27 protein-coding genes are annotated in these 24284 nt (G+C 45.3%); all 27 read right to left on the bottom strand.

Features of this window, described 5'->3' with window-relative positions; all coding sequences use genetic code 11:
• Complete coding sequence (locus ABGV42_RS09775) at positions 1–498, bottom strand: chemotaxis protein CheD (RefSeq protein ID WP_095287809.1); 498 nt, start codon at positions 496–498, stop codon at positions 1–3.
• Positions 491–1111 carry a chemotaxis protein CheC gene (locus ABGV42_RS09780; RefSeq protein ID WP_095287977.1) on the bottom strand — a complete coding sequence of 207 codons (621 nt, stop codon included), beginning with the start codon at positions 1109–1111 and terminating at the stop codon, positions 491–493. Before ABGV42_RS09780 ends, ABGV42_RS09775 begins: the two co-directional genes overlap by 8 nt.
• 9 nt (positions 1112–1120) lie before the next feature.
• Positions 1121–1582 (bottom strand): chemotaxis protein CheW, encoded by a 462-nt coding sequence (locus ABGV42_RS09785; protein ID WP_175396052.1) that lies wholly within the window; start codon positions 1580–1582, stop codon positions 1121–1123.
• Between the two features lie 41 nt (positions 1583–1623).
• The gene (locus tag ABGV42_RS09790) at positions 1624–3702 is read right to left on the bottom strand and encodes a chemotaxis protein CheA (RefSeq protein WP_347381504.1); all 2079 of its coding nucleotides are present in this window, start codon (positions 3700–3702) and stop codon (positions 1624–1626) included.
• 33 nt (positions 3703–3735) lie between these two features.
• The gene (cheB, locus tag ABGV42_RS09795) at positions 3736–5148 is read right to left on the bottom strand and encodes a chemotaxis-specific protein-glutamate methyltransferase CheB (protein WP_347381505.1); all 1413 of its coding nucleotides are present in this window, start codon (positions 5146–5148) and stop codon (positions 3736–3738) included.
• A gap of 33 nt (positions 5149–5181) precedes the next feature.
• On the bottom strand, positions 5182–6069 hold the full coding sequence (locus tag ABGV42_RS09800) for a MinD/ParA family protein (RefSeq protein WP_347381506.1): 888 nt from the start codon (positions 6067–6069) through the stop codon (positions 5182–5184).
• Positions 6066–7424, bottom strand: a complete 1359-nt coding sequence (flhF, locus tag ABGV42_RS09805; RefSeq protein ID WP_347381507.1) for a flagellar biosynthesis protein FlhF — start codon at positions 7422–7424, stop codon at positions 6066–6068. Before flhF ends, ABGV42_RS09800 begins: the two co-directional genes overlap by 4 nt.
• The gene (gene flhA, locus ABGV42_RS09810) at positions 7421–9454 is read right to left on the bottom strand and encodes a flagellar biosynthesis protein FlhA (RefSeq protein WP_347381508.1); all 2034 of its coding nucleotides are present in this window, start codon (positions 9452–9454) and stop codon (positions 7421–7423) included. Before flhA ends, flhF begins: the two co-directional genes overlap by 4 nt.
• A 24-nt stretch (positions 9455–9478) precedes the next feature.
• The gene (gene flhB, locus ABGV42_RS09815; RefSeq protein ID WP_347381509.1) at positions 9479–10561 is read right to left on the bottom strand and encodes a flagellar biosynthesis protein FlhB; all 1083 of its coding nucleotides are present in this window, start codon (positions 10559–10561) and stop codon (positions 9479–9481) included.
• A gap of 23 nt (positions 10562–10584) precedes the next feature.
• Positions 10585–11373, bottom strand: a complete 789-nt coding sequence (gene fliR, locus ABGV42_RS09820; RefSeq protein ID WP_347381510.1) for a flagellar biosynthetic protein FliR — start codon at positions 11371–11373, stop codon at positions 10585–10587.
• 10 nt (positions 11374–11383) lie between these two features.
• On the bottom strand, positions 11384–11653 hold the full coding sequence (fliQ, locus tag ABGV42_RS09825; RefSeq protein WP_095358617.1) for a flagellar biosynthesis protein FliQ: 270 nt from the start codon (positions 11651–11653) through the stop codon (positions 11384–11386).
• A 25-nt stretch (positions 11654–11678) separates the two neighbouring features.
• The gene (gene fliP / locus ABGV42_RS09830; RefSeq protein WP_347381511.1) at positions 11679–12434 is read right to left on the bottom strand and encodes a flagellar type III secretion system pore protein FliP; all 756 of its coding nucleotides are present in this window, start codon (positions 12432–12434) and stop codon (positions 11679–11681) included.
• Positions 12431–12967, bottom strand: coding sequence for a flagellar biosynthetic protein FliO (locus tag ABGV42_RS09835; RefSeq protein ID WP_347383192.1), 537 nt, complete (start codon positions 12965–12967; stop codon positions 12431–12433). Before ABGV42_RS09835 ends, fliP begins: the two co-directional genes overlap by 4 nt.
• 11 nt (positions 12968–12978) lie before the next feature.
• The gene (locus ABGV42_RS09840; RefSeq protein ID WP_095287820.1) at positions 12979–13344 is read right to left on the bottom strand and encodes a response regulator; all 366 of its coding nucleotides are present in this window, start codon (positions 13342–13344) and stop codon (positions 12979–12981) included.
• 28 nt (positions 13345–13372) lie between these two features.
• Entirely contained in the window at positions 13373–14641 is a 1269-nt protein-coding gene (gene fliY / locus ABGV42_RS09845; protein ID WP_347381512.1) for a flagellar motor switch phosphatase FliY, read from the bottom strand.
• Positions 14631–15629, bottom strand: coding sequence for a flagellar motor switch protein FliM (gene fliM, locus ABGV42_RS09850; RefSeq protein WP_347381513.1), 999 nt, complete (start codon positions 15627–15629; stop codon positions 14631–14633). Before fliM ends, fliY begins: the two co-directional genes overlap by 11 nt.
• Positions 15630–15668: 39 nt before the next feature.
• On the bottom strand, positions 15669–16130 hold the full coding sequence (locus ABGV42_RS09855) for a flagellar basal body-associated FliL family protein (protein ID WP_095287823.1): 462 nt from the start codon (positions 16128–16130) through the stop codon (positions 15669–15671).
• Entirely contained in the window at positions 16130–16351 is a 222-nt protein-coding gene (locus ABGV42_RS09860) for a flagellar FlbD family protein (protein ID WP_024630220.1), read from the bottom strand. Before ABGV42_RS09860 ends, ABGV42_RS09855 begins: the two co-directional genes overlap by 1 nt.
• Positions 16352–16419: 68 nt before the next feature.
• The gene (gene flgG, locus ABGV42_RS09865; RefSeq protein WP_095358621.1) at positions 16420–17235 is read right to left on the bottom strand and encodes a flagellar basal body rod protein FlgG; all 816 of its coding nucleotides are present in this window, start codon (positions 17233–17235) and stop codon (positions 16420–16422) included.
• 81 nt (positions 17236–17316) lie between these two features.
• Complete coding sequence (locus ABGV42_RS09870) at positions 17317–17700, bottom strand: TIGR02530 family flagellar biosynthesis protein (RefSeq protein WP_347381514.1); 384 nt, start codon at positions 17698–17700, stop codon at positions 17317–17319.
• On the bottom strand, positions 17697–18239 hold the full coding sequence (locus tag ABGV42_RS09875; RefSeq protein WP_347381515.1) for a flagellar hook capping FlgD N-terminal domain-containing protein: 543 nt from the start codon (positions 18237–18239) through the stop codon (positions 17697–17699). Before ABGV42_RS09875 ends, ABGV42_RS09870 begins: the two co-directional genes overlap by 4 nt.
• Before the next feature lie 20 nt (positions 18240–18259).
• Positions 18260–19630 carry a flagellar hook-length control protein FliK gene (locus ABGV42_RS09880; protein ID WP_347381516.1) on the bottom strand — a complete coding sequence of 457 codons (1371 nt, stop codon included), beginning with the start codon at positions 19628–19630 and terminating at the stop codon, positions 18260–18262.
• 36 nt (positions 19631–19666) lie between these two features.
• Positions 19667–20605, bottom strand: a complete 939-nt coding sequence (locus ABGV42_RS09885) for a MotE family protein (RefSeq protein ID WP_347381517.1) — start codon at positions 20603–20605, stop codon at positions 19667–19669.
• A 44-nt stretch (positions 20606–20649) separates the two neighbouring features.
• Positions 20650–21102, bottom strand: coding sequence for a flagellar export protein FliJ (gene fliJ, locus ABGV42_RS09890; RefSeq protein WP_193721930.1), 453 nt, complete (start codon positions 21100–21102; stop codon positions 20650–20652).
• Positions 21103–21113: 11 nt separating this feature from the next.
• A complete protein-coding gene (gene fliI, locus ABGV42_RS09895; RefSeq protein WP_347381518.1) occupies positions 21114–22433 on the bottom strand; it encodes a flagellar protein export ATPase FliI in 1320 nt (439 codons plus the stop codon).
• Entirely contained in the window at positions 22420–23274 is an 855-nt protein-coding gene (locus ABGV42_RS09900) for a FliH/SctL family protein (RefSeq protein WP_347381519.1), read from the bottom strand. The genes fliI and ABGV42_RS09900 overlap by 14 nt, the downstream gene beginning before the upstream one ends.
• Positions 23267–24283 (bottom strand): flagellar motor switch protein FliG, encoded by a 1017-nt coding sequence (fliG, locus tag ABGV42_RS09905; RefSeq protein WP_095287832.1) that lies wholly within the window; start codon positions 24281–24283, stop codon positions 23267–23269. The genes ABGV42_RS09900 and fliG overlap by 8 nt, the downstream gene beginning before the upstream one ends.
• Between the last annotated feature and the right edge of the window lies 1 nt (position 24284).

The raw sequence follows: 24284 nt of genomic DNA on the forward strand, positions 1-24284 counted from the left end.
TTATAATTCCTTTACACCCATTTGTACACTTCTAATATTTAAAATCCCTGTTTCACAGTCCATTTCAATGGTCCGGCCATAATTCCCACCTGTATCTTCAGCAAGAAGAGGAATATTAAGCTTTTGCAACCATTCACGGCAAGATTCCGCATTCCTCGGCCCAATACGCATCGTATCCCCAGCCCCTGAAAAAGCAAACATCTGAGCACCACCTGCCATCTTGGACACGATTCGTGAGCGAGATGCACCGAGTTTCAACATCTTTTCTAATAACTCAGGCAACGCGGTGTCCGCATATTTAGCCGTGTTCAACTTTCCTTCTCTAGCAATCTCTGAAGAAGGAAGCATGACATGCGCCATTCCAGCCAGCTTCAAATGCGGATCATACATCGTTAACCCCACACAAGAACCAAGCCCTGTCGTGCGGATTATGCCAGGAAGGTGAGCAATGTTCAAATCCGCCATACCGACTTTAACGACGCTTTTTTCTTCAATCATGATCCAGAGGCACCCCTAAAGATTCAAATATCTTGGCAAATGACAATGGATCAGGAATCAGGAAAAATTGACCTTCCACCTGATCTTCTCCTTCGAAGAACGATGTGTCAATTAAAAGTGCATCGTCTCCCATTTCGCCAAATTGCAGCAGTCCATAGCTGAGTATTGCCCCTGCCATGTCAATGGCAAGTCCGGGAACCGTTGGATACATCGACAGTTTAGTAAAATCTGCAAGTGATGAAAGATATGAACCAGCCAAAATATTACCGATTTCTGATAACGCAGACTGTTCCATATCCGTAAACATGAGACCTTCCTTCAGATCAAAGCCGGCAAGCCGGTTCAGCAGCATTTTGGCGGCCTCCGGGGTCATCATGAAAAACAGATTACCTGGCGCCTCGCCTTCAACACGTAAAAAGACAGTCACCACGATTCGTTCGTCCCCGCCCACTTTTTCCGCTACTTCTTCAAAAGGGAGCATCTGTACTGTTGGCACGCCCATGTCAATCGGTCTATTTAGAAGCTGAGACAACGCCGTTGCGGCGTTGCCTGCTCCAATGTTACCGACCTCTTTGAGCACATCCATTTGGAATCCCTCAAATCGGTTGAACATCTCCACGTGTTAGCCCTCGACACTTTCCAGCTGAACAACCTCGCTTTTATTCAATACTTCATGCAGATTAAGCATGATCAACAAACGTTCATTTTCCAATTTAGCCACACCGCGCAGATATCTCGCTTTAACTCCACCAACCACTTCCGGCGGACTGTCAATGGCACTGCTCTTAATGTCAATTACGTCATTGGCTGCGTCGACGATGAATCCAACCTGCATGTCACCTACAGCTACAATTACAATTCGAGTTTGATCCGTATATTCTGTTTCTGGCAGGGAGAAGCGACCACGCAAGTCGATAACAGGGATTACAACCCCTCGTAGATTAATAACCCCTTTTACGAAGGAAAATGTCTTAGGAACACGAGTAATCGGCATCATGCGCTCAATTGTCTGAACCTTTTCAACCTCAATACCGTATTCTTCAGAACCTAATTTAAAGACAATGACTTTCAATTCTTCTTCCATGGATAAAACCTCCCTATAAAGTGTAAGGCTTACGTAATTGTTTATTTAATGAATGCGTTAGGATCAACGATGAGAGCTACTTGTCCATCACCCAGGATGGTTGCTCCGGAGATTCCTTCAATGGAAGGAAGATAGGTTCCCATCGATTTGAGAACAATCTCGCTCTGTCCAATGAATTCTTCAACGGAAACAGCTGCTAAACGATCTCCTTTGCGGATGACAACGATTTCTGTTTCCGACTCATCCTCATCATTGAAGTCAGGTACTCCAAACACTTCGTTTAGCGACAAGTACGGAATGAGGGATTCACGGAACGTGATCATTTTATTACCATGAATATTGCGAACTTGTTCACGCTGTACAATAGCTGTCTCCACGATGGATGACAACGGAACTGCATATTTCTCCGAGCCTACGCGTACAAGCATTGCAGCGATAATGGACAACGTCAATGGCAGTTGAACCGAGAAATTTGTCCCTTTGCCTGGTGTGGAATGAATGGTTACATTACCGCCAAGCGAAGTGATTTTGGATTTTACAACGTCCAATCCTACTCCGCGACCCGAGATATCCGAGATTTTGTCAGCTGTACTGAAGCCAGGAGCGAATAAAAGTTGATTCACTTCATCGTCGCTCATTTTCGCACCCTGTTCTTCCGTTACAACGCCGCGTTTAATGGCTGTTTGCAAAAGCTTCTCACGATAAATTCCTTTACCGTCATCTTCAATCTCAATGAAAACATGGTTGCCACTGTGGAAAGCCCGAAGGTTAACTGTACCCATTTCCGGTTTTCCGGCAGCAACACGTTCTGCGATGGACTCGACACCGTGGTCCACCGCGTTACGCAGCAAATGCACCAGTGGGTCACCGATCTCATCAATAACCGTACGATCCAATTCGGTTTCAGCACCGGTAATGACCAGATCAATTTTTTTATCCAATGTCTTGGCAAGGTCACGAATCATCCGCGGGAACCGGTTAAATACGGTATCCACAGGTACCATGCGCAGCTTGAGAACAATGTTTTGCAGGTCTGAGCTGACTCTGCTAAGATGAGCAACGGTATCGGATAGATCATTATTACCCGTTTCGCTTGCCAATTGCTCCAGGCGCGACCGATCAATCAGCAGTTCGCTGAATAAATTCATAAGTACATCCAGTCGCTCAATGTCCACTCGAATCGTACGCGAAGGTGCTGCTGCCTGTTTAGTTGGTGCAGCAGGCTTGGCTGCTGGTTTTTCTGCTGGTTTTTCTTCTGTTTTGACCGCAGTTGCGACCTCTTGTGATACAGCTGTAGCTATAGCGACTGTTTCAGCTTCAACTGCAGCTGCAGCCTGATTGGTCATCTGCTGAAGAGTTTCCTGATCCAGCTGAATGACTTTGGCACTTTCTATCTCTGAAATGCTTAAAATGCTTTTTTCCAGTTCCTGCGCTTCTTTGGTTGTTATGTAATACAACGAGAAACTGCGCTCAAACTTCTCTTGCTCAATATCCTGAACCGTAGGGAAAGACTTCACGACTTCACCCGAACGTTCCAAGAGATCGAATACCATGTAGGCACGAACGCCTTTCAGCTGACTATCCTCACTAACAAGCACATCAATGTAGAAGACTCGATGCCCTTCCGCGATCGACTGGTCCAGCACGGAATATTGGAATTCGTCTAGATCAACTGCTGATGAAATGCTCTCTACCGGCTTAGTAGTTGCTGCAGCAGCTGGTGTTTTGCCACCTGTCCATTCACCACTTTCAATGGCTTGAAGGGAAGCGACAATTGCGGAAACGTCAGCTTTACCTTCTCCACCACTGGTAATATCCTGAACCATGGATTCAAGCGCGTCCAAACTCTTAAACAGGGTATCAAAAATATAGTCCTGCATTTTCAACTTCTCATTACGTACAAGATCTAACACATTCTCCATTTTGTGTGTCAATGATGCCAAATCCTCAAAACCCATTGTTGCGGCCATACCTTTCAAAGTATGAGCAGAGCGGAAGATGACTTGGACTATACCGAGATCCTCCGGATTGCCTTCGAGTTGAAGCATGTTTTCGTTAAGGGATTGCAGATGATCATTAGACTCATCAATAAACATGGATAAGTATTGGTTCATGTCCATTGTGAGGCACCTCCTCCATGAGTTACACTCCGTTTATTTCACTGCTTGAACAAGTTTTGGGGCAATCTCCTGCAAAGGCAGAAGATGACGTACGCATTGCAGCTCTACAGCAGAACGCGGCATTCCATACACAACACAGGTCTCTTCATTTTCCGCAAAGGTGGACGTGACACCCGCTTCATACAGTTTTTTCATCATTCGCGCTCCATCACTGCCCATACCCGTCAATAGAACCAAATGCCGCTGAAGCGACGTAAATGGCAATAACGACTCAAACATCGTATCCACAGAAGGCCGATGACCATTCACCGGATGCTCCTCTGTAAGCTTCAGGATGTACTTTCCATCCGACGTTTTACTTACTATGATGTGATATCCACCAGGAGCGATATATGCGGAACCTTTCTTTAGAACCATACCTTCTTCCGCTTCAACGACATGCAGCGGACTGAAGGTATTCAGTCTTTGTGCCAGAGACCGGGTAAAATTGGGCGGCATGTGCTGCACAATAATGACAGGTGCAGGCAAATCAGCAGGTAGTTCCTCAAGCAAAGTTTTAAGTGCTCTTGGACCTCCTGTAGAGCAGCCAATAGCGACAATTTTGTTGAATGCGCCCTCAGTTCCCGTTACTGCTTTTGGTAACGATTGACTTGAGGTTGCAGCCACCTGCTCCACTGCCGAGCGTAATGGTTCAGAATTCCTTAACTCCTTCGGAATAGGAAGGGGCTTAATATGTTTAGGCACCTTAGTCTCTTTAGGGTTAGGAATACGATCTGGACTCTTTGCAGCTTCCCGTTTTTTGTCTGACTGATCTTTTTTCTGATCCACCAGCGGCATGTTTCGCTGCAGCACCTTGGACTGGAGTCGCTCACTTGGTTCACTGTTTGGCCGTGTAACTGGCTGTACAGGATCAATCCTTTTTTGAGCGGGTTCCTTACGAACTTGCGTAGGTGCATCTCGCTGTACCCGCTGAGATTGCCGCAAGAGATTATCTTGAATCTCTTCGCTCTTTTGCGTGGATGCCTCGCGGTCCGCTTTTCGCTTGATTTCGTTCATGGCAGCCCGCATTCGCTCGACGAGAGCCTTGCCTACCTGAGCTATATCCTGATCATGTGAAATGGAAGGCTTTCGTATAAAATCGAATGCTCCAGCCTCAAGCGCCATGATGGTTTCTTTCATACCTTGTTCATTAATACCTGATAGCATAATTACAGGTACCGATGATTGTTGCATGATTGACTTCAGTGCATCCAGCCCATTCATTTCAGGCATTTCTACATCCATCGTAATTACATCAGGCTTTAAATCCACTGCTTTTTGAATTGCTTCCTTGCCGGTTGAAGCTGTTGCCGCCACTTTGAATTCCGGATCCGCTTCAATTAAATCCGTGACAATTTTGCGCATAAAAGCGGAATCATCGACAACCAATACTTGATACACCGCCATGTTTTGTCCACCTCTGTTTCCTTTTTTCAGAAATCATGTTGTCTTCCTAAGCCACTTTTTCATAAATCCCCTGATTCCTGTCAAGGTTCCGGCTTCGTTAACCGCAGGTTCAGCCAAATAGCGAAGGGCGAGCCGCTGTATATCTCTGGAAGCTTTTGAATGGGGATAAGCCAGGCTATAGGGCACCTGTCTCTTCACCGCTTTAACGACATTCGGATCTTCAGAAACATACCCAAGCAGGGGGATATCCGTTTGCAAAAACCGCTTGGCTACTCCTGCTATTTTGTCCGCCACCTGTTCCGACTCCTGTTCATTTTCAACACGGTTAACGACCATCCGAAAAGGTGTAGCATTTTCCTGACCATGCATCACTTTGACCAGTGCATATGCATCGGTTATGGAAGTGGGTTCAGGAGTGGTTATAATCATACATTCGTCAGCTGCACCAATAAACTTCATATTTTCTCTAGAGAGCCCCGCCCCGGTATCAAATATGACATAGTCCATTTCCTGCGCAACCATTTCCACTTGCTCTGCAAAAAATTCCAAATCACGGTCCGACAACGAAAATAACTCTTTCATGCCCGATCCGCCTGCAATATAGGGTAGTCCGTTCGCCCCAAGCTGAATGATTTCCTGTATGGACTTCTGCCGATACAACAAATGATACAGATTATAGGGAGATGAAGTCCCCATAAGGACATCAATATTAGCCATGCCGATATCTGCATCAAATACGAGTACCTTCCTGCCCAGAGTTTGCAGCGCAAGTGCAAAGTTCAAAGTGAAATTGGATTTTCCTACTCCGCCTTTTCCGCTAGCAATCGTTAGGATTTTGGAAGAGCGGCCACTGCGCTGGATTTTGTCCACTCCACTCGGTGCTGACACCAAACTTCGAAGAGAGGCTGCCTGGTCCTTCATTTCGCGAGCTCTCCCAGCAATTGTTTAGTCAGTGACGCTGGATCGGGTTTGAGCAAATCATCGGGAACATTCTGTCCATTGGTCACATAGGCAAGTTTCAACGGGAAGTGATGCAGCAGATTAATCATTGGACCACAGGTACCCGTTTCGTCCATCTTGGTGAAAATGATTTTATCCAACCCATACTTGCTGAAATGTTCGGTAATTTCAAACATATCCGTACTTTTGGATGTCATGCTCATGACGAGAAAGGTTTCACTGTTCTCTACGGGTGCCAGCAGGCTTTGCAACTCAGAAACAAGTAATTCGTTTCTATAGTTTCTTCCTGCAGTATCCATGAAGATCAGATCACAATCCTGCAAACGAGATATAGCTCGTTGCGTATCTCCTGGAGACTGTACCACCTCAAGCGGAACATTCAAAATGGAAGCGTAGGTTCTAAGCTGTTCTACTGCTGATATACGGTACGTATCCGATGTAATAAATCCAACTTTACGATGATGCTTAAACATCTGCTCAGCAGCCAGTTTGGCAATGGTCGTTGTTTTCCCCACACCTGTGGGTCCAGCGACATAAACGATTCGAGTGCCAGGCAATATCCCTGCATCGATACGTTCCTCCAGAAACGTTAAAATCTGCTGCTGAACCGACTGAACAATTTCTTTTTCGTCCAGTTCTTTAGCATTCAACTGCGCCTCAACCGTTTCAAACCATGATTCGAAAACATCCGCCTGCACCTCTTGATAAATCAGCCGCTCTTTGAGAGAGAGAAACTCTTCAGGTACAGGGTCAGCAAATTCATTTTGTCTGGATAATTGAGTCATCATCTTTTTGAGCTCTTTCAGTTCAGACATCAGTTCAACCTGTTGCCCCTGTTTGTCTTGTTCCTGCATGGAAGGAGACGATGAAACCGAAAAATCCGCCCCTTCCGGTCGCGGTTTATAATCCATGCTTGACTCAAATTTACCGAGCCCTCTGTCTGAATTGATGTTCGTCGATCCAACATGAGCAGCGGTTTCCTTGCGTTTTTCATCCGCATATTGTTCAACAATCTGTGCAGCCGATTCCGATTCATTGGCTTCGTTCACAAATGAACGAGCCGTTTGCCTGTACGCTTCAGGAACATACGAACGAGGTACTGACGCAATTTGGTTCTGTACTTGCTTCTTGGCTTCTTTTTTCTCTTCCTCTTCAACTGCAGCCACAACTTCAATTCTTTTTTTGCGAAACATCCCCATCATTCCGCCCACCTTAATTTCTTTGGTGGACAGAATGACAGCATTACTTCCCAGGTCTTTCCGAATTTGAAGCATAGCTTCGGGCATGGTCTCAACAATATATTGTTTTACTCTCATAAGTTCACCACTCCGACACTTTGGATTTCAACATTCGGTTCCAACTCACTATAGGAAAGCACCGGTATGTCCTGCATGGTGCGTTCAATGACTTGACGCAGGTACATACGAATGGTTGGAGAAGTCAATACGACAGGTTGTTGGCCTGATTGAATTAATCGATTGACCTGCTCGGTCAATTTTTGATACACACTTTGTGTAGACGCAGGATCCAGTGCAAGGTAACTTCCTTGATCGGACTGCTGTACACTTTCAGCAATTTTCTTTTCCAATCCAGGTCCAACCGTAATCACTCTAAGTGTTTCACCTTTTTGGGAGAACTGTTGGGTAATTTGACGGGAAAGCGATTGTCTTACGTACTCAGTGAGGACATCCGGGTCTTTGGTATAAGTCCCATAGTCAGCCAGCGTCTCGAAAATCGTGACCATATCCCGGATGGAAATTTTCTCACGCAGAAGCTTAGCCAGCACCTTTTGTACATCCCCAATGGCCAAAACCGATGGAATCAGTTCATCCACAAGTGCAGCATAGTTCTCTCTGAGATTATCCACAAGCGCCTTCGTCTCTTGTCTGCCGAGAAGCTCATGCGCATGTTTCTTAATCAGTTCTGTCAGATGGGTAGCCACAACGGAAGGCGGATCCACAACGGTGTAACCTGCAAGTTCAGCTCGATCTTTGGTCACTTCGTCGATCCACAGAGCAGGAAGGCCAAAAGCCGGTTCCGTCGTCTCAATTCCTGTCACAGACTCCTCTTCGTACCCTGGGCTCATAGCCAGATAATGATTAAGCAGCAATTCACCGCCACCAACCACATTACCCTTGATCTTAATGACATACTCATTAGGTCTCAATTGAATATTGTCTCGAATCCGAATGACGGGGACAACGAGCCCTAATTCAAGTGCACATTGTCTACGTATCATAATAATCCGATCCAGTAGATCTCCGCCCTGCTGGTTATCCGCCAGAGGAATCAAACCGTATCCAAATTCGAACTCGATTGGATCAACCTGAAGCAAGTTAATTACACTTTCTGGACTTCTAACCTCTTCGATCTGTTGCTCCTCCTCCATCTGTTCTTCTGCCTCTTGTTTAGATTTCAGCGTATTTTGCATTCTCCAAGCGGCAAAAGCCAGTATACCTGCCAGAGGTATGGTCGTAATGGCGTGAATTGGAGTGAAGAAACCAAGCATTGCTATTACAAAAGCTACAATATATATGAGCGTCGGGTATGTAAACAACTGCCCCGTAATATCATCTGCCAAGTTTCCTTCTGATGACGCTCTAGTGACGATAAGACCCGCTGCTGTAGAAATCAGAAGCGCAGGAATCTGACTGACCAATCCATCCCCGATTGTTAATACAGAATAAGTGGACAACGCATCTGCAAACGAGAGACCATGTATGGTCATACCGATAATAAATCCACCAATGAGATTGATCAGCAAGATGATAATACTCGCGATCGCGTCTCCTTTTACGAATTTACTCGCACCATCCATTGCACCGTAGAAGTCTGCCTCTCTCTCAATTTTGGAACGACGCTCACGCGCCTGTTGCTCATTGATCAAGCCTGCATTTAAGTCCGCATCAATACTCATCTGTTTACCGGGCATCGCATCGAGTGTAAACCGTGCTGCAACCTCAGCTACACGTTCTGAACCCTTGGTGATTACGATAAACTGAACAACGACCAGTATGAGGAAGACGATAAAACCAATAGCAATTTGACCGCCTGCGATCCAGCTACCAAATGTGGCTACGACAGATCCCGCGTCTCCTTCTCCAAGGATCAGCTTAGTTGTTGAGATATTTAATGCTAAGCGAAACAGTGTAGTAATCAACAATAATGCCGGAAAAATGGAGAATTGCAACGCTTCCTTGCTGTTCATCGCGACGAGCAATATCATCAATGCAAGTGAAATGTTGACAACAAGCAGCATGTCCAACAACCAGGTTGGGATCGGGAGAATCATCATTAACACAATGCCAATGATACCCGCAAGGACAGCAATATCTTTTGTTTTCAATGAATGTACGGCCTCCGATCCCTTTTATTTCGTTCTGCCCTTTAATTTATATACATAAGCCAGCACCTCGGCTACCGCTTGAAACAAATCAGCCGGTATGGCGTCGCCAATCTCGGCCCTCTGGAACAATGCCCGTGCCAGCGGCTTGTTTTCCATTGTAATGACACCGTGCTCTTTGGCAATTTCCCTAATACGCAAGGCGACGTAATCCTGACCTTTAGCAATAATCTGAGGTGCCTCCATCTCAGACCCTTCATACTTCAGCGCCACCGCGAAGTGCGTCGGGTTTGTGATGATCACATCTGCATTAGGAACTTCTTGCATCATCCGCTGTACAGCCATACGACGCTGTCGTTCCCTGATTTTACCCTTGATCAGCGGGTCACCTTCCATTTTTTTATACTCATCCTTGATGTCCTGTTTAGACATCCGAATGTTTTTCTCGTAATCGTATTTCTGATACATATAGTCGAACACTGCGAGTACCATTAAGGCCACAGCAATTTTGACACCCAGATTCAGGGTGATTGAAGCCGAAAAGTGTAATATGGCATCCAAAGAAAAATGAGAAAGCGAAGCAATATCCGATTGATAACTTGTAATCGTACTGTAGACCAGATAACCGATAATCGACATTTTCAGAATGGATTTTGCAAACTCCACTAACGAGCGGAGTGAGAAAATGTTTTTGAATCCTTTGATCGGATCAAGCTTCTCAAGCTTTGGCTTCAATCCTTCTCCCACAAGTAGAAAACCAACCTGCATATAATTGACTATTAATGCGACCACTGCCGAACCTATCAGTACGGGTGCAAGCAACAGCATAACTTCAATGCCATAGCGCATCATGAGGGCCATCACATTCTCGCCGGTAATCTCCAAGCTCAGCCGATTCATAAAGATATCTGTAAATAAGCGAACAATGCGTTCTTTGTAAAAATCACTGAAAACCATCATGATTAAAAAGGTGAACAGGAGAATGGATGCTCCGGAGATTTCCATACTTTTGACAACCTGCCCCTTTTTACGCGTATCCTGCCTTTTTTTCGGGGTGGCTTTCTCCGTCTTCTCCCCTGCGAATAACTGAAGGTCAAGTTGAAGTTTCATTTGAATCCTGTCCTCCGTTTCCTTTAGCCCGGCCTCTGTCCGATCGTTCCAAGCAACTTCTCCATAGATCTAAACATCGCTTCGAACAATTGGCTAAATACAAAGGCGAAGCTCGGAACCATCAAAAGCAATATGGCGATTCCCACCAGTACCTTTAACGGCATACCGACAGCAAACACATTGAATTGAGGAGCAGTTTTAGCCAGAAAACCCAATCCTACATCCGTCAAAAACAAAGCCACTACAATGGGTGCCGACATTTGGAAGGCAAGCATAAAGGCCTCACCTAGCGTATGAACGAGAAACTCAGCAATACTCCCGTCGGCCAATCGTATGAAAAAGGCATTGGATAGAGGTATCCAGCGATAGCTGTACACAATGGCGTCCAGAAGGTAGTGGTGTCCATTCATCGTCAGGAAGAGCAGCATAGCAAAAGCATATTTGAAATTACCCGTCAGCGGTGCAGAAGCACCAGTCATCGGATCAAATACATTCGCCATACCAAAGCCAATCTGAAGGTCAATGAATGTTCCCGCCGTCTGAACGGCTGTCATGATTAGATAAGCTACAAAACCTAGTAGCAATCCTATTAAAATCTCCCGGATAATCAATAGAATGTAACTCAGATCAGTAGGCACTTCCTGATTCATGCCATAAACCACATAAACCGTTAATGTCACAAATGCCGAGAGACCAATCTTGATGGAATTCGGCACATTTCGAGCTGAGAACACTGGAGCAGTTACAAAAAATGATGCAATTCGACAAAACATAAGCAGAGCGACAGGAAAACTTTGCAACAATGTCTCCATCTGCGAAAGCCTACCCTATATATCTGTATAAATTATCAAGAATGTTATACGTGAAATCCACCAAAATATTTAAGATCCAAGGTCCGAATAAGAGCACTGCGAGAAGCACGGCAATAATTTTCGGTACAAAAGCTAATGTCTGCTCCTGAATTTGGGTCGTTGCTTGAAATACACTGATAATGAGACCCACAACTAGAGCAAGTATAAGCATGGGTGCGCTGGCCAGCAGAGACGTGTATACTGCTTTCCCGGCCAGACCTATAACAAATTCTGAAGTCATGACCGTCCTCCTTCAACTTTCCTGCTCATGTGTTAAAGCTCAGCAGCAGTGACTTCACTACAAGATACCAACCGTCCACAAGGACAAATAGCAATATCTTAAAAGGTAACGAGATCATGACCGGTGGGAGCATCATCATCCCCATAGCCATTAGTGTACTTGCAACCACAATGTCTATGACTAAAAACGGAATGAAAATCATAAATCCCATCTGGAATGCTGTCTTTAATTCACTGATTGCATACGCTGGCACCATGACAGTGATCGGTATATCTTGATACGTTTTTGGTTGTTCGGTCTGATTGTATTTCATAAAAAGCAGTAGATCTTTCTCCCTCGTGTGGGAGAACATGAATTTCTTTATGGGATCTTGAGCCTTTTCAAGCGCTTCCGTTTGCGTAATGTCTCCTTTGAGATAAGGTTGAAGAGCTACCTGATTAATAGAAGACAGCGTCGGTGACATGATAAACAGTGTCAGGAAGAGCGCTAAACCGACAAGCACCTGATTGGGCGGCATTTGTTGCGTCCCCAAGGATGTCCGTATAAAACCGAGAACGATAACAATTCGGGTGAAGCTGGTCATTAACACCAGTATTGCGGGTGCTATACTTAACACCGTAATTAACAGAATAATGGAAAGAGAACTCGTACTTGGTGTTCCCCCATCTCCGCTTCCGATTTGGATATCGATGTTCGGTATCGGTTCGGCAAAGGCAACCGTCACAGATGCCAGGCTGATAAGCCCCATCAAACAACATGCTAGCCAAATCTTTTTCTTCATGAATCCCTCGACCGATCTGTAGTATTGTCTTCTTCCAGGAGCTTTTCCATCTTTTCTTTTCGGTTAGGCATCTGCCGGAGTTTCGACTCGAATAACTCGTGAAAAGAGGCCGTATCCTCAAGTTCCATCTCCCTTGGTGGTTCTTTCTTACGCAAGCGGGATGCCAACTTGTTGATTAATGGTGAAAGGCTTCCTTGTTGTGAAGAAGCTTCTCTCTCAAATGAATCAACGATTCTCTGTGCCTCTTCCAGATCTGAAATTTTGTCTAGCAATTGTATATTCTCGCCAACACCGACCAGATAGACATTGCCACCAATTTCTATGATCTGGAGTGACTTGTTAGGCCCCAGCCCCACACCACCCAAAATACGGACTGTACCACTTCGGAACCATTGTTGATTCCGTTTGTTCAAAAAGCGGAGCAGGTAGACGATAAGGACCAGGATGACGGCCAGGACGACAATCACCCATACTAGCTGAAAATAATAGTTGGTCCCAATGTCAGCTCCTCCAGGAGTATCACCCTGCGCCATCATCATGTTTCTTAAACTCCCAGTGTTTTGCTGATAGCTTCGATGACTCGGTCAGACTGGAATGGCTTAACGATGAAATCTTTGGCACCAGCCTGAATCGCATCAATTACCATCGCTTGTTGTCCCATAGCTGAACACATAATGACTTTAGCGTTCGCATCGATTTTCTTAATTTCTTTTAGTGCTGCAATTCCATCCATCTCAGGCATGGTAATATCCATCGTGATCAGATCAGGACGAAGTTCCTTAAATTTCTCAATTGCTTGTGCTCCATCCTGAGCCTCGCCAACGACCTCATATCCGTTTTTGGACAAAATGTCCCGGATCATCATTCTCATAAACGCAGCGTCGTCCACGACTAAAATTCGGTTTGCCATCTTGATTCAAGTCCTCCCTAAATTGTGCTTATTGTAATTTCTGAATTCGGTCCCATTGGCTTACGATATCTATAACACGAACACCAAAGTTTTCATCGATAACGACGACTTCTCCCTTAGCGATCAGTTTGTTATTGACCAAAATATCGACAGGTTCGCCGGCCAGTTTATCCAGCTCGACAATTGAACCTTGTGAGAGTTCCAATATATCCTTAATTTGCTTCTGGGTCCTTCCTAATTCTACGGTGACCTTAAGGGGAATGTCCATCAATAAATTCAAATTATTTTCGTCCACCTGACCGTAGGCCCCGTTTTGCAAATTGGCGAACTGGACGGGTTGTACATTTACATTCCTGTTCGGCATACCGCCGTAGTGTTGTGGTGCAGCATATGGTTGCTGTGGTGGCATCCCATAAGGCTGTTGTGGTGGCATTCCTTGCGGCATACCCATTGGTGCTTGTCCATACCCGTTATAGTCTGGAGCAGGCGGTTGAGGCGCCTGTGGAGGCATTTGTTGCTGAACCGGTGGTTGCTCCGGCGTCACTGGTGGAGCTGCCGCCGCTGGTGCCGCGTGCGATGGTGTTGTTACTGGTGCATTAGCTGTTGATTCTTGTGCACCGCCAATTAACATATCCACCATATGCTTAGCGAAATCAACAGGCAAAAGCTGCATCAGATTGGAGTCAATCAGATCACCAATCAGGAGGCGAAACGATACTTGAATCAACGTTTCGTCATGCGGCAGACTGCTGACACCCTCGCCACTTTCCATATTGAGAATATCAATGCCTGGCGGAGAGATATTCACAAATCGATTGAAAATCGTAGACATGGAAGTTGCTGATGAACCCATCATTTGGTTCATCGCTTCCTGTACTGCACTAATATGGATTTCGTTCAGCTCTTCATCGGCAGGATTTCCTTCGCCTCCGAGCATAAGATCAGCAATCACTTGAGCATCGCGCTTCTTAATAACTAGTGAATTGATCCCTTCAAATCCATCCACATAATTGACATGTACAGCAACATGTGGCTTGGGAAACGCTTCTTCGAATTGTGAACGGCTGATAATGGATACCTTCGGTGTTGTAATATCTACTTTTAATCCCAATAGCGTGGACAATGCTGTCGCAGCGCTACCAAATGTAATATTACCGATCTCCCCCAGTGCATCTTGTTCCAGTTCAGTCAAAAAATCATCAACTGTTTTTTCAGCCGGTTCCGTGCTACCCATCGATTCGGATTGCCGGAGCAAAGCATCGATTTCTTCCTGGGACAAATAATCCTTACTCGTCAAATTCTTCAACTCCTTCGGTGACAATCTTGTCTATTTGCACAGCCACACGGTCTTTGATCGTTCCCGGACTGCCCATATACTTCAACCTGTCGCCAACTTTGATGGATAATCCCTCTTCAACCGGTTTGTTCAACGTAATGACATCGCCGACCGAAAGGCCAAGGAATTCCGAGATCGAAATTCTGGATTCACCCAGTTCCGCAACAACTGGCAATTTGGCTTTGTTCACACGTTCTCTAAGGGCATCGTATTCTTCCGGTGCTCTTGTTTTCTTCTCCGAAACAAACCACTGATGTGTCGACAGCCTGGACATAATAGGTTCAAGAACGACATGTGGGATACACAAATTGATCATGCCTGTAGTGTCACCGATTTTGGTACTCAGCGAGATCAGGGCAATTGTTTCGTTGGGTGATACGATCTGCATAAACTGTGGATTCGTCTCAAGTGCTTCCATTCTCGGCGATATATCCAGCACCGTCTTCCAAGCTTCCTGCAAACTTTCGAATGCTCGGCTGAAGATTCGCTCCATAATGGTCGTTTCAATTTCAGTCATTGAAGCTATTTTTGTCGGTGCACTCCCTGTACCACCTAGCAATCGATCCAACATTGCATAACCAACATTAGGATGAACTTCCATTACCATTCGTCCTTGTAACGGTTCTGCTTCAAATATGTTTAATATCGTCATTTTAGGGATTGAACGAATAAATTCATCATAAGGCAATTGTTCGACCTGAACGACATTAATCTGAACGAATGTCCGCAATTGGGCTGAAAAATAAGTGGTGAGAAAGCGTGCAAAGTTCTCGTGAATTCGAGTCAAACTTCGAATATGATCTTTGGAAAAGCGTACAGCCCGTTTAAAATCATACGATCTAATTTTTTTCTGAGTTTCTTCCTTTTTCAATTCCTCGGCATCCATCTCACCTGAGGAAAGTGCTGCTAATAGGGCATCAATCTCATTTTGTGATAATACATCCACCATGTTCTCACCCCCTTACCGTTATACAGCGTGCTCTGTTCATTACATTGATGCCATCAAAAAATAAGTAAAGTTCGTGCTGCTCAGCTTTGGTTCAGGCAATGCTTCATTGATCAGTTTTGTCAGTTTTTCATTAAACTGAGAACGTCCCTTGGCTGTTTTTAATTCTTCTGGCTGTGCATCCGCAAATGTCTGAACAATGATTGGTTTTACGGTAATTTCTTTAATTTTCTCGAAATCTTCTTTTGCTGTAGCATCAGTCAGTTTAAAAGCCAGGTTGACTTGTACAATGTGATTGGTGTCTGCCAAATTGGTTTTGATGTCGGTAATCTCGGAAGTAACCTCGACAATTTCATCAGCAGTCATCTTTTTGGCTTCAGCAGCCGAAGCTACATCTGTTTCAGCTTTATTACCCGTCTGTCCTTGCATAAATACAAACACAACCACCACAATGAGTGTTATGGCAAGCAATATCGTTGCCAGCCAGGGCATCATCTTTTTCATCAGGATTCCTCCGTTTGCTGCACTTTAATAGTGGCTGCCTGAACCCCGATTTCACGGTTGTAATCTTTGATTTTGGAAATGACTTCATCAGCCTTTTCAAGGACAATCAGTCTCTTCCCAGTTACCAGAGTAATATACGTATCCGGCGTTTCTTCTACAATCTCTACCATCAGCGCATTTAACCACATGGGAGAACCATTTAACCGCGTAACCGAAATCATGCTAAGCCCCCTCTCGATCAATGTGGAGGAGCAAGCTCCCCCACGCATTAAAAATTGCTAATCAGCCATTAACGTTTCAGGTTAACAACTTCCTGAAGCACTTCATCAGAAGTTGTGATGATCCGTGAGTTCGCCTGGAAACCACGTTGAGCGACGATCATCTCTGTAAATTCACCCGTCAAATCCACATTGGACATTTCCAGTTGGCCAGCGATCACCGCGCCTGTTCCAAATTCGGTGCTGTTGGCAGTTACTATTTCGAATTCGCCATCAGCATTGGCATTTGCAGTAATGCGGTACAAGTTACCACCGATTTTTTCCAGACCTTCCGGGTTGGTTACTTTACCAATCCCCAGTTGTGCACCAGCTTCAGTTGTACCATCATCCATCGTTTGGTTGATGATTCCATCTTGACCAATGGTGAAAGAAACTACTGTATCATCCAGAGTAATAGGCTCGCCACCACTATCCACAACGAACAAACCATCTGAAGTTACAAGGTTACGGTTAGCATCAACATGGAAATCTCCTGCACGAGTCAAGAAAGGAACTTCTTGCTCTCCGCCAAGCGTTACCAGGAAGAAACCATCACCGTTAAGACGCAGGTCGGTTGGATTGTTAGTGGTCATTGGACTGCCCGCAAGATGCAGCGTATCGATGGAACCGACGGATACACCCAAACCGATTTGCTTCGCATTTACACCACCGTTTTCATCTCCAGGCGCTGTTACTCCCGCCGTGGTTTGACTCATAATATCTTTGAACATGACACGGCTTCCCTTGAAGCCAACAGTGTTCACGTTCGCGATATTATTACCGATTACATCCAGTTTTGTTTGAAAACCCCTCATACCGGAAACGCCTGAGTACATTGATTTCAACATTTAAAAAAATCCTCCCAGCCTTAATTTGGTTACCGCGTCAGTCGGTCAGCGGTGTTCCGGCTCCCAAGAAGGGCCAGCCGGTCAAGATATGATTACTGCACTATCTATTTGTGTAAACACATTATCCTTCATGCTTTCACTATCCATAGCCGTGACTACAGTGCGATTTTTAACATTGACGATAAAGGCCATATCCTGCATCAGGATTAGAGATTCTTTTGCACCTTTGGCCGCAGCCTTGTCGAGTGCAGTTCCAATCTGCTGCATCTGCTCACTCTTCAGCTCAATTCCCCGCTGTTCCAATCTTTTGGCAGCATGGTTGCTAAGCTTCAACAGATTGTCCTCAAGCACTTGGGCAAAAGGTCTTTCAGGAGTGATTGTTGTTTCGCTCTGTTTAGCACGATTAAGCAAGTTAGGTGTTACTGGGCCAGAATATAGTTGTCCTACCGTTATTCGTTCACTCATAACGTGTTCCCACGATCTTGAACTGATGTTTCAGCTTCCTCGCTTTCATTCACTGGTGCTGAAGCATCTGCAGTACTCTGAGCCTGGGATTCTTCATCTTCGATTTGAGCAGGATTCGAAACCTGAATAATTTCATTCAGCTCAATTTCGTCTTCGCCCACTTTAGCGTACTGCACACCATCCCGTACGATAATTGAATCTACAATCCCCTGACGAAGCGTTCCGTTGTCTTCTTTATTAGAAGAAAGCCAGCTAATTTCTCGTCCGATCATGCTCGAAACCGCACCAAGAGACTGATTCAGCGTTTTGAGTTGGGACGAAATGTTAACAAGCTGTTCAACCGAACTGAACTGGGCCATTTGAGCAATAAATTCCTTATCCTCCATAGGCTGCATCGGATCCTGATTTTGAAGTTGGGTAATTAGTATTTTAAGAAACTGATCCTTCCCTAACTCCTTGGTAGCTGCACTGGTTGTTGCCGTGTTCGAAGCCGAGTAGTTCGGCCATGTATTATTAGTAGAAACAATTTCAGTAGCCAATATTTTCACCTCATTTCTAGTTAAGCTTTAGCAGTAAACGAGCCTCCTTGGAAGTCGTTTCCGTCCTCATTTTCACTACGCCAATTTCGCAGTTCTTCCTGAAGGTTTGCCGCAATTATTGCATCATCCGTTTGCTCTTCACGTTCCCGTGAACGGCGCTGATCCTGCGAGTTATTTCCTTGCTGGCGTCCGCCGTCATGATACATTTCTGAACCTAGGGAGCTGCTCTGAGTGACTTCGATTCTCTCCACTTGAATACCTTGGGATTGAAGCGAGGTACGAAGCTGGGTCATTTGCTGTTCAAGCATATCCTTCGCCATCGCATGTTCTGTCATGAAGCGTGCAACCAATTGTCCGTTCTGCAAGGTAATCTGTACATCCAGCTTACCCAGATGTTCTGGGCGAAGCGAAATCGTAGCTTCTGAAAATCCTTTTTGCTGTACGATATCCAGCTTATTCACCACAAATTGCGTCATTTCTTTTGCAAACTGTGAGGCTTGCATTACAGGTTCAGCTGGCTTAGCTACCGTTGTACCCGAAGTACGCATGGATAACTCCCCGGCTGTAATGACTTTCGAATGATCCATTTCTCCACCTTCACTTGCAGTCAACGAGGTATCGGCATCTGCTTCACCTGTCACTTTAAGCCCGTTATTAGAAGACGAAATTGCAGTCAACTCTTTTTCCGTAGATGGAGTAGCCTTGCTCTGTACAACTTGATCTTTTGATGTATCCATGGAATCAACGATTGTTTTAAGATCTGTCCATCCTTTGTTGTTGCTCAGATCAACTCCAGCCTCCTGTAACTGATTCTGAAGGGTTTGAAGCAACTGCTTAAACTCAGCTGTATTTTTGGCTATAGGACTATCTGGTTCAGTCATACTTGCAACCATCTGAGTAAGTACATCCTGTAACACAAAGCGAACTGCAGCTGGGTGTTCGGTAAGATCCATCACCGCAGTAGCGTTAACGGTTGTTTGCGCATTTACGGTTTCACCCGCATTTTCAGTTTCAACAGAAGCACCTTTTAATTGGGCATACATCTGTTGAATCAGATTTTGCAATTCTGCCAGTAATGTCGGGTCATTTTCCAGAGCTTCATCCAGTGAATCCAAGCCACCAAACAACGAGTCCAGAACAGCTGTAAGAGACGTTTCTTCCCCTTCTTCACTAGTTGCAAGGGTTATAGCTAACGGATTTACAATTAAACCTCCAGCAGTAGCCGAGTTACTTTCTTCCGAAATGGAACTATTCAATGACTGTGCCAGTGTTTGCAAAAATCCACCATTGTTCCCTGTAACCGCACCTTTAGATTGCGTTCCAGACGAAGTTTGTGCTGCTCCTGTTGTCTTTGAAGAGGATGCAGAAGTCATTTGATATACGATTGACATATGTTTCACCTCCTTTCGGATTAAGATCGTTCTACCTTACTTATTGCCCATTAACCGGTTTAAGATCTTCGCTGTTTCAGCTGAATTCTCTGTGGACATATTCTCAAGTAATTGTGAGCGTGTAGCATCGTCTACTGAATTCAAAATGGTCAATGTTTTATCTGGACTGAGTTTATATGTCTCCAGAAGCAATTTCGCCCCGCTTGAGGCTGACATTGAAGAGAACGTTTGGCTAAGCTGGGTTTTGTCCAGATTTTTCGAATTGGTAGTTGACGTAGTGGTAGTCGCTGCCGTTTCTTTCTTCAATCTGGATTGCAAAGCATCCAATGCCAAATCTCCGGATGGTTTCGCGTCCTTCATCATCATCGTGACATCTGCAGCCGTTTTCGGATCCATTTTCTCCAAAACTTTCGTACGAGCAGTCGACTGCATTGCACTCAGAAGCAGCACCATTTCTTCATTCGTCATGTTCTGTAAAATCGGCGCCGCTTTGCTAGGACTCATGTCTGCATACATTTTGGCCAAATCCTTAATCTGTTTCTGATAATCAGACTCGCTCTCTGGAACCTCAGCGGCTGCAGCTTCCGCTGCTTTTTCCGCTTCATCCAACTTCGCTTGCAGATCGCTTGCTTTTTTTGCTTCTGTTGAAGCAGCCTCTTTTGCTGTTTGAAGCTCTGTTTCTTTGGCTGCTACCTGAGACTTTAACTTTTCGATTGTTGCTTCCGCACTCTCCACTTGTTTTTCGCTTTCGTCCAGCTTTTCTTTTTCTGGATCCAGTACAGGATCAGGCACCCAATCCTTGACTACCGGAACTTTGTTAGCTAGCTCAAGCATGTTATTGCGAATATCTACATTAAATAAGGTGAGCAGCACACCGAGCAGTACGACGGTGAAGACAATGGGAATCGAAATCATTAGAAACTTTTCCCAACCGCCACCTGACTCTTTCTCGATATCTGTGTCTTTAACAGCCATTATTTGATTCCTCCTTCACGAGACAACTTCGCTTGCGAAGCACATCAGATTGCGCGTCCGGCCTTTGCAGCGAAGCGTACAGTAGCCATCTCGTCCAGATCGTTCTGTTCCCGGAGGAGCATCTCCTGCTGAAATTTGATCTTGGCTTTGTCTCTCGCTTCAAGCCACACTTTTTCATCAACCATCTTACCGTTCAAGAACGTCTGATTTCGCTGTACATTGACCTGAGCGTGTTTAACATCTGTATTCTTTTTAGTAATGCACTCATCCAGGTGATACACGTACCGCTGCATTTCTTGCAGACTGGATACAGAAGCAGTGCTCTCCGTTGCGGATTGAATGACACTAATCAGTTCGTTTTTATCATTCATAAGTTGTAAAAGGTGTTCTTCTTCTGTTTGAAGTTTGCCGATTGCTGTGGATAACATCCACTCCGCTTGTGTTTTTTCATTGCTTTTCAGGTCAACTACCTTTTGGAAATGATATCGAAATTTCATCGTTTAACCTTTCATCTCCTTGCAAATTCAAGAATCAAACGTTCCTGCACTTCACTCAGTGTTACTTTTTCATCCACTTTTTGCTTGGTAAAGTTCCATATGCTTTCGATCTGATCCATTGCTTCATCAATTGCTGCATTCGAGCCTCTTTGATACGCACCAATGTTGATCAAATCCTCGGATTCTTTGTATACGGCCATCAATCGCTTCATATTATTAACGGCTTCCAGCTGCTCTTCAGGCGCGATATCTTTCATGACGCGACTAATGCTCGCTAACACATCGATTGCAGGGAAATGTCCTTTGTTCGCGATGGATCGATTCAGTACAATATGACCGTCCAGAATACCCCTAACCGCATCCGCAATTGGTTCATTCATATCGTCACCATCAACGAGCACCGTGTAAAATGCTGTTATGGAACCAGTTGGTCCAGTTCCCGCACGCTCCAGCAATTTAGGTAAACTCGCAAATACGGAAGGTGTGTAACCTCTCATCGCTGGAGGTTCACCTACAGCAAGTCCGACTTCCCTCTGAGCCATGGCATAACGAGTAACGGAATCCATCATCAACATGACATTCATGCCTCTGTCCCTGAAATATTCCGCTATCGTGGTGGCAATGACTGCCCCCTTAATTCGAATCAATGCCGGTTGGTCAGAAGTTGCGACTATGACGACCGAGCGCTCAAGCCCTTCCGGCCCGAGATCACGTTCAATAAAATCACGAACCTCGCGTCCCCGTTCACCTACAAGTGCTATAACATTTACATCAGCGGCCGTATTGCGGGCAATCATGCCCATCAATGTACTTTTACCAACACCCGATCCGGCAAAAATACCAACCCGCTGACCTTTACCAACAGTCAACAGACCGTCAATCGCTCTGACTCCTACACTCATGGTTTCCAGTACACGCGGCCGTTCCATCGGATTCACAGGTTTATTTGATGTTGAGAACATCGGCATCCTTGAAGGCAGCAGGGAACCATCCAGAGGTTGTCCAAGCCCATCAAGCACTTTACCCAGCAGCTCTGAACCAACCTGAACTCCAAGCGGCTTCCCGGTACCTACGACATCGCACCCCGGACCAATCGATTGCAATTCACCCAAAGGCATCAGCAGCACTTTGTTATCCCGGAAACCAACGACTTCGGCTTGAATCGGTTTCTCCGATTTACCCGGGTAGATGTAGCATACGTCACCGATGCTAGCGTCAGGTCCTTCGGACTCGACCATAAGCCCGATAACCTGAGTGACCTTACCATTAACCCGAACAGGATCAAACTGGCGTAAGTGCTCAATATAACGCTGTGAACTAAGAACCTTCATGTTGATTTTTTCGCCCCTCATCCTCAAGTGCTATGCGGACCAGTTCTTTTTTAATCTCGGATAGTTGTGTATCAATACGGGCATCCACGCTGCCAAAAGACGAGCGAATGACACACCCTTTGTCTTTCACCGTTGCATCAGGCAATATTTGAAGTTCGGCCTGTGAGTCGATGGATAAGGACAACTCTTCACGCGCAGCCTGTACAAAAGCAAATTGCTCTGGAGCTACACACAAAGCAATCATTCCTTGTTCACGTTTCCGTGACAGGTTCTGACGGATCAATTCGAGAGTATGCTCCGGTTCGACAGTGAGCTGCTTATCAATAACCTTCTCTGCGATTCCGCATGCCAGATCCACAAGGAAAGGCTCTGCTTCCTGAATAATTTGATCTTTTGCTACATAAGCCTCTTGAAGTACTTCCTGAGCTTCTTTCATCATCTGTTCGATCTGCACTTGGAGATCCAGTTCAGCTTGTACTTTGCCTTCATCAAAACCCTGCTGAAAACCTTGTGAACGCATCGCTTCAATTAAATGTTCATCCTGCTGACGCTGTTCCTGCCACCAGCTATCGATCTGCTCACGGGCTTCTTTAAGCATTCGTTCGGCTTCCTCGGAAGCTTCGCGTACCTGCTTTTCTGCAAACTCCTTGGCATCCTCCAGCATCTCCGCAGTCAGACGCTTAGTTTCTTCGTCTACACGGGCCTGTAACGCCTCTGCCTCTGCGCCTTCTACTTCACTATCCGTTCCCTCGGCTTCAGCTCCACCATAATGATGATGATTTTCAAGACGTTTGCGGTCATCAACCGGCACATACTGGAAAGATTTAATCAAATTAGACAATGATATCATCTCCTCCGCCGCGAGCGATAATGATTTCACCAGCTTCTTCCAGTCTGCGGATCGTTCCTACGATACGAGTCTGGGCTTCTTCCACATCACGCAGCCGAACAGGTCCCATAAATTCCATCTCTTCCTTGAATGTCTCGGACATCCGTTTGGACATGTTGCGGAACACGGCATCCCGAACTTCTTCGCTCGCCACTTTGAGTGCAAGCTGCAAGTCCGCGTTGTCGATATCGCGGATGATACGCTGAATCGAACGATCGTCCACATTGACAATATCTTCGAATACAAACATGCGCTTTTTGATTTCTTCGGCAAGTTCCGGATCCTGAATTTCCAGAGAGTCCAGAATGGTACGCTCCGTACCCCGGTCGACTCCATTCAAAATCTGTACGATCGACTCGATACCGCCTGCATTTGTATAATCCTGTGTAACCGTTGACGACAGCTTTTGTTCCAATACACGTTCCACCTGAGAGATAACCTCAGGGGATGTGCTGTCCATGACAGCGACTCTTCGTGCAACATCAGCCTGCTTCTCCTGAGGCAACGATGATAGAATTGCTGCTGCCTGCTCAAATTGCAGATAGGATAGTACCAAGGCAATCGTCTGTGGACTTTCGTTTTGAATAAAGTTTAGTATTTGGTTTGGATCCGCTTTGCGTGCAAAATCAAATGGTCTAACCTGCAGCGTAGCTGTCAAACGATTAATAACTTCAAGTGCTTTTTGCGATCCGAGTGCTTTTTCCAAAATTTCTCTCGCGTAAGTAATACCGCCTTGAGAAATGTATTCCTGAGCAAGACAGATCTGGTGAAACTCAGCCATAATCATATCTTTTTCGGAAGCATCAACTTTGCGAACATTCGCAATTTCCAATGTTAATTGTTCAATCTCCTCATCACGCAGATGTTTGAAGATTTGTGCCGACACTTCCGGACCTAGTGTTATTAACAAAATTGCTGCTTTTTGTCTTCCAGTCAAACCTTGACTGCTTGCCTTTGCCAAT

The sequence above is a fragment of the Paenibacillus pabuli genome, from assembly GCF_039831995.1.
Lineage (GTDB): Bacteria > Bacillota > Bacilli > Paenibacillales > Paenibacillaceae > Paenibacillus > Paenibacillus pabuli_C.

Excerpts from the sequence above, each read along its gene's own strand:
- ABGV42_RS09775 (WP_095287809.1), bottom strand. The coding sequence starts at position 498 with ATGATTGAAGAAAAAAGCGTCGTTAAAGTCGGTATGGCGGATTTGAAC.
- ABGV42_RS09780 (WP_095287977.1), bottom strand. The coding sequence starts at position 1,111 with ATGTTCAACCGATTTGAGGGATTCCAAATGGATGTGCTCAAAGAGGTC.
- ABGV42_RS09785 (WP_175396052.1), bottom strand. The coding sequence starts at position 1,582 with ATGGAAGAAGAATTGAAAGTCATTGTCTTTAAATTAGGTTCTGAAGAA.
- ABGV42_RS09790 (WP_347381504.1), bottom strand. The coding sequence starts at position 3,702 with ATGGACATGAACCAATACTTATCCATGTTTATTGATGAGTCTAATGAT.
- cheB (WP_347381505.1), bottom strand. The coding sequence starts at position 5,148 with ATGGCGGTGTATCAAGTATTGGTTGTCGATGATTCCGCTTTTATGCGC.
- ABGV42_RS09800 (WP_347381506.1), bottom strand. The coding sequence starts at position 6,069 with ATGAAGGACCAGGCAGCCTCTCTTCGAAGTTTGGTGTCAGCACCGAGT.
- flhF (WP_347381507.1), bottom strand. The coding sequence starts at position 7,424 with ATGAGAGTAAAACAATATATTGTTGAGACCATGCCCGAAGCTATGCTT.
- flhB (WP_347381509.1), bottom strand. The coding sequence starts at position 10,561 with ATGAAACTTCAACTTGACCTTCAGTTATTCGCAGGGGAGAAGACGGAG.
- fliR (WP_347381510.1), bottom strand. The coding sequence starts at position 11,373 with ATGGAGACATTGTTGCAAAGTTTTCCTGTCGCTCTGCTTATGTTTTGT.
- fliQ (WP_095358617.1), bottom strand. The coding sequence starts at position 11,653 with ATGACTTCAGAATTTGTTATAGGTCTGGCCGGGAAAGCAGTATACACG.
- fliP (WP_347381511.1), bottom strand. The coding sequence starts at position 12,434 with ATGAAGAAAAAGATTTGGCTAGCATGTTGTTTGATGGGGCTTATCAGC.
- ABGV42_RS09835 (WP_347383192.1), bottom strand. The coding sequence starts at position 12,967 with ATGGCGCAGGGTGATACTCCTGGAGGAGCTGACATTGGGACCAACTAT.
- ABGV42_RS09840 (WP_095287820.1), bottom strand. The coding sequence starts at position 13,344 with ATGGCAAACCGAATTTTAGTCGTGGACGACGCTGCGTTTATGAGAATG.
- fliM (WP_347381513.1), bottom strand. The coding sequence starts at position 15,629 with ATGGTGGATGTATTATCACAAAATGAGATTGATGCCCTATTAGCAGCA.
- ABGV42_RS09855 (WP_095287823.1), bottom strand. The coding sequence starts at position 16,130 with ATGAAAAAGATGATGCCCTGGCTGGCAACGATATTGCTTGCCATAACA.
- ABGV42_RS09860 (WP_024630220.1), bottom strand. The coding sequence starts at position 16,351 with ATGATTTCGGTTACGCGGTTAAATGGTTCTCCCATGTGGTTAAATGCG.
- flgG (WP_095358621.1), bottom strand. The coding sequence starts at position 17,235 with ATGTTGAAATCAATGTACTCAGGCGTTTCCGGTATGAGGGGTTTTCAA.
- ABGV42_RS09870 (WP_347381514.1), bottom strand. The coding sequence starts at position 17,700 with ATGAGTGAACGAATAACGGTAGGACAACTATATTCTGGCCCAGTAACA.
- ABGV42_RS09880 (WP_347381516.1), bottom strand. The coding sequence starts at position 19,630 with ATGTCAATCGTATATCAAATGACTTCTGCATCCTCTTCAAAGACAACA.
- ABGV42_RS09885 (WP_347381517.1), bottom strand. The coding sequence starts at position 20,605 with ATGGCTGTTAAAGACACAGATATCGAGAAAGAGTCAGGTGGCGGTTGG.
- fliJ (WP_193721930.1), bottom strand. The coding sequence starts at position 21,102 with ATGAAATTTCGATATCATTTCCAAAAGGTAGTTGACCTGAAAAGCAAT.
- fliI (WP_347381518.1), bottom strand. The coding sequence starts at position 22,433 with ATGAAGGTTCTTAGTTCACAGCGTTATATTGAGCACTTACGCCAGTTT.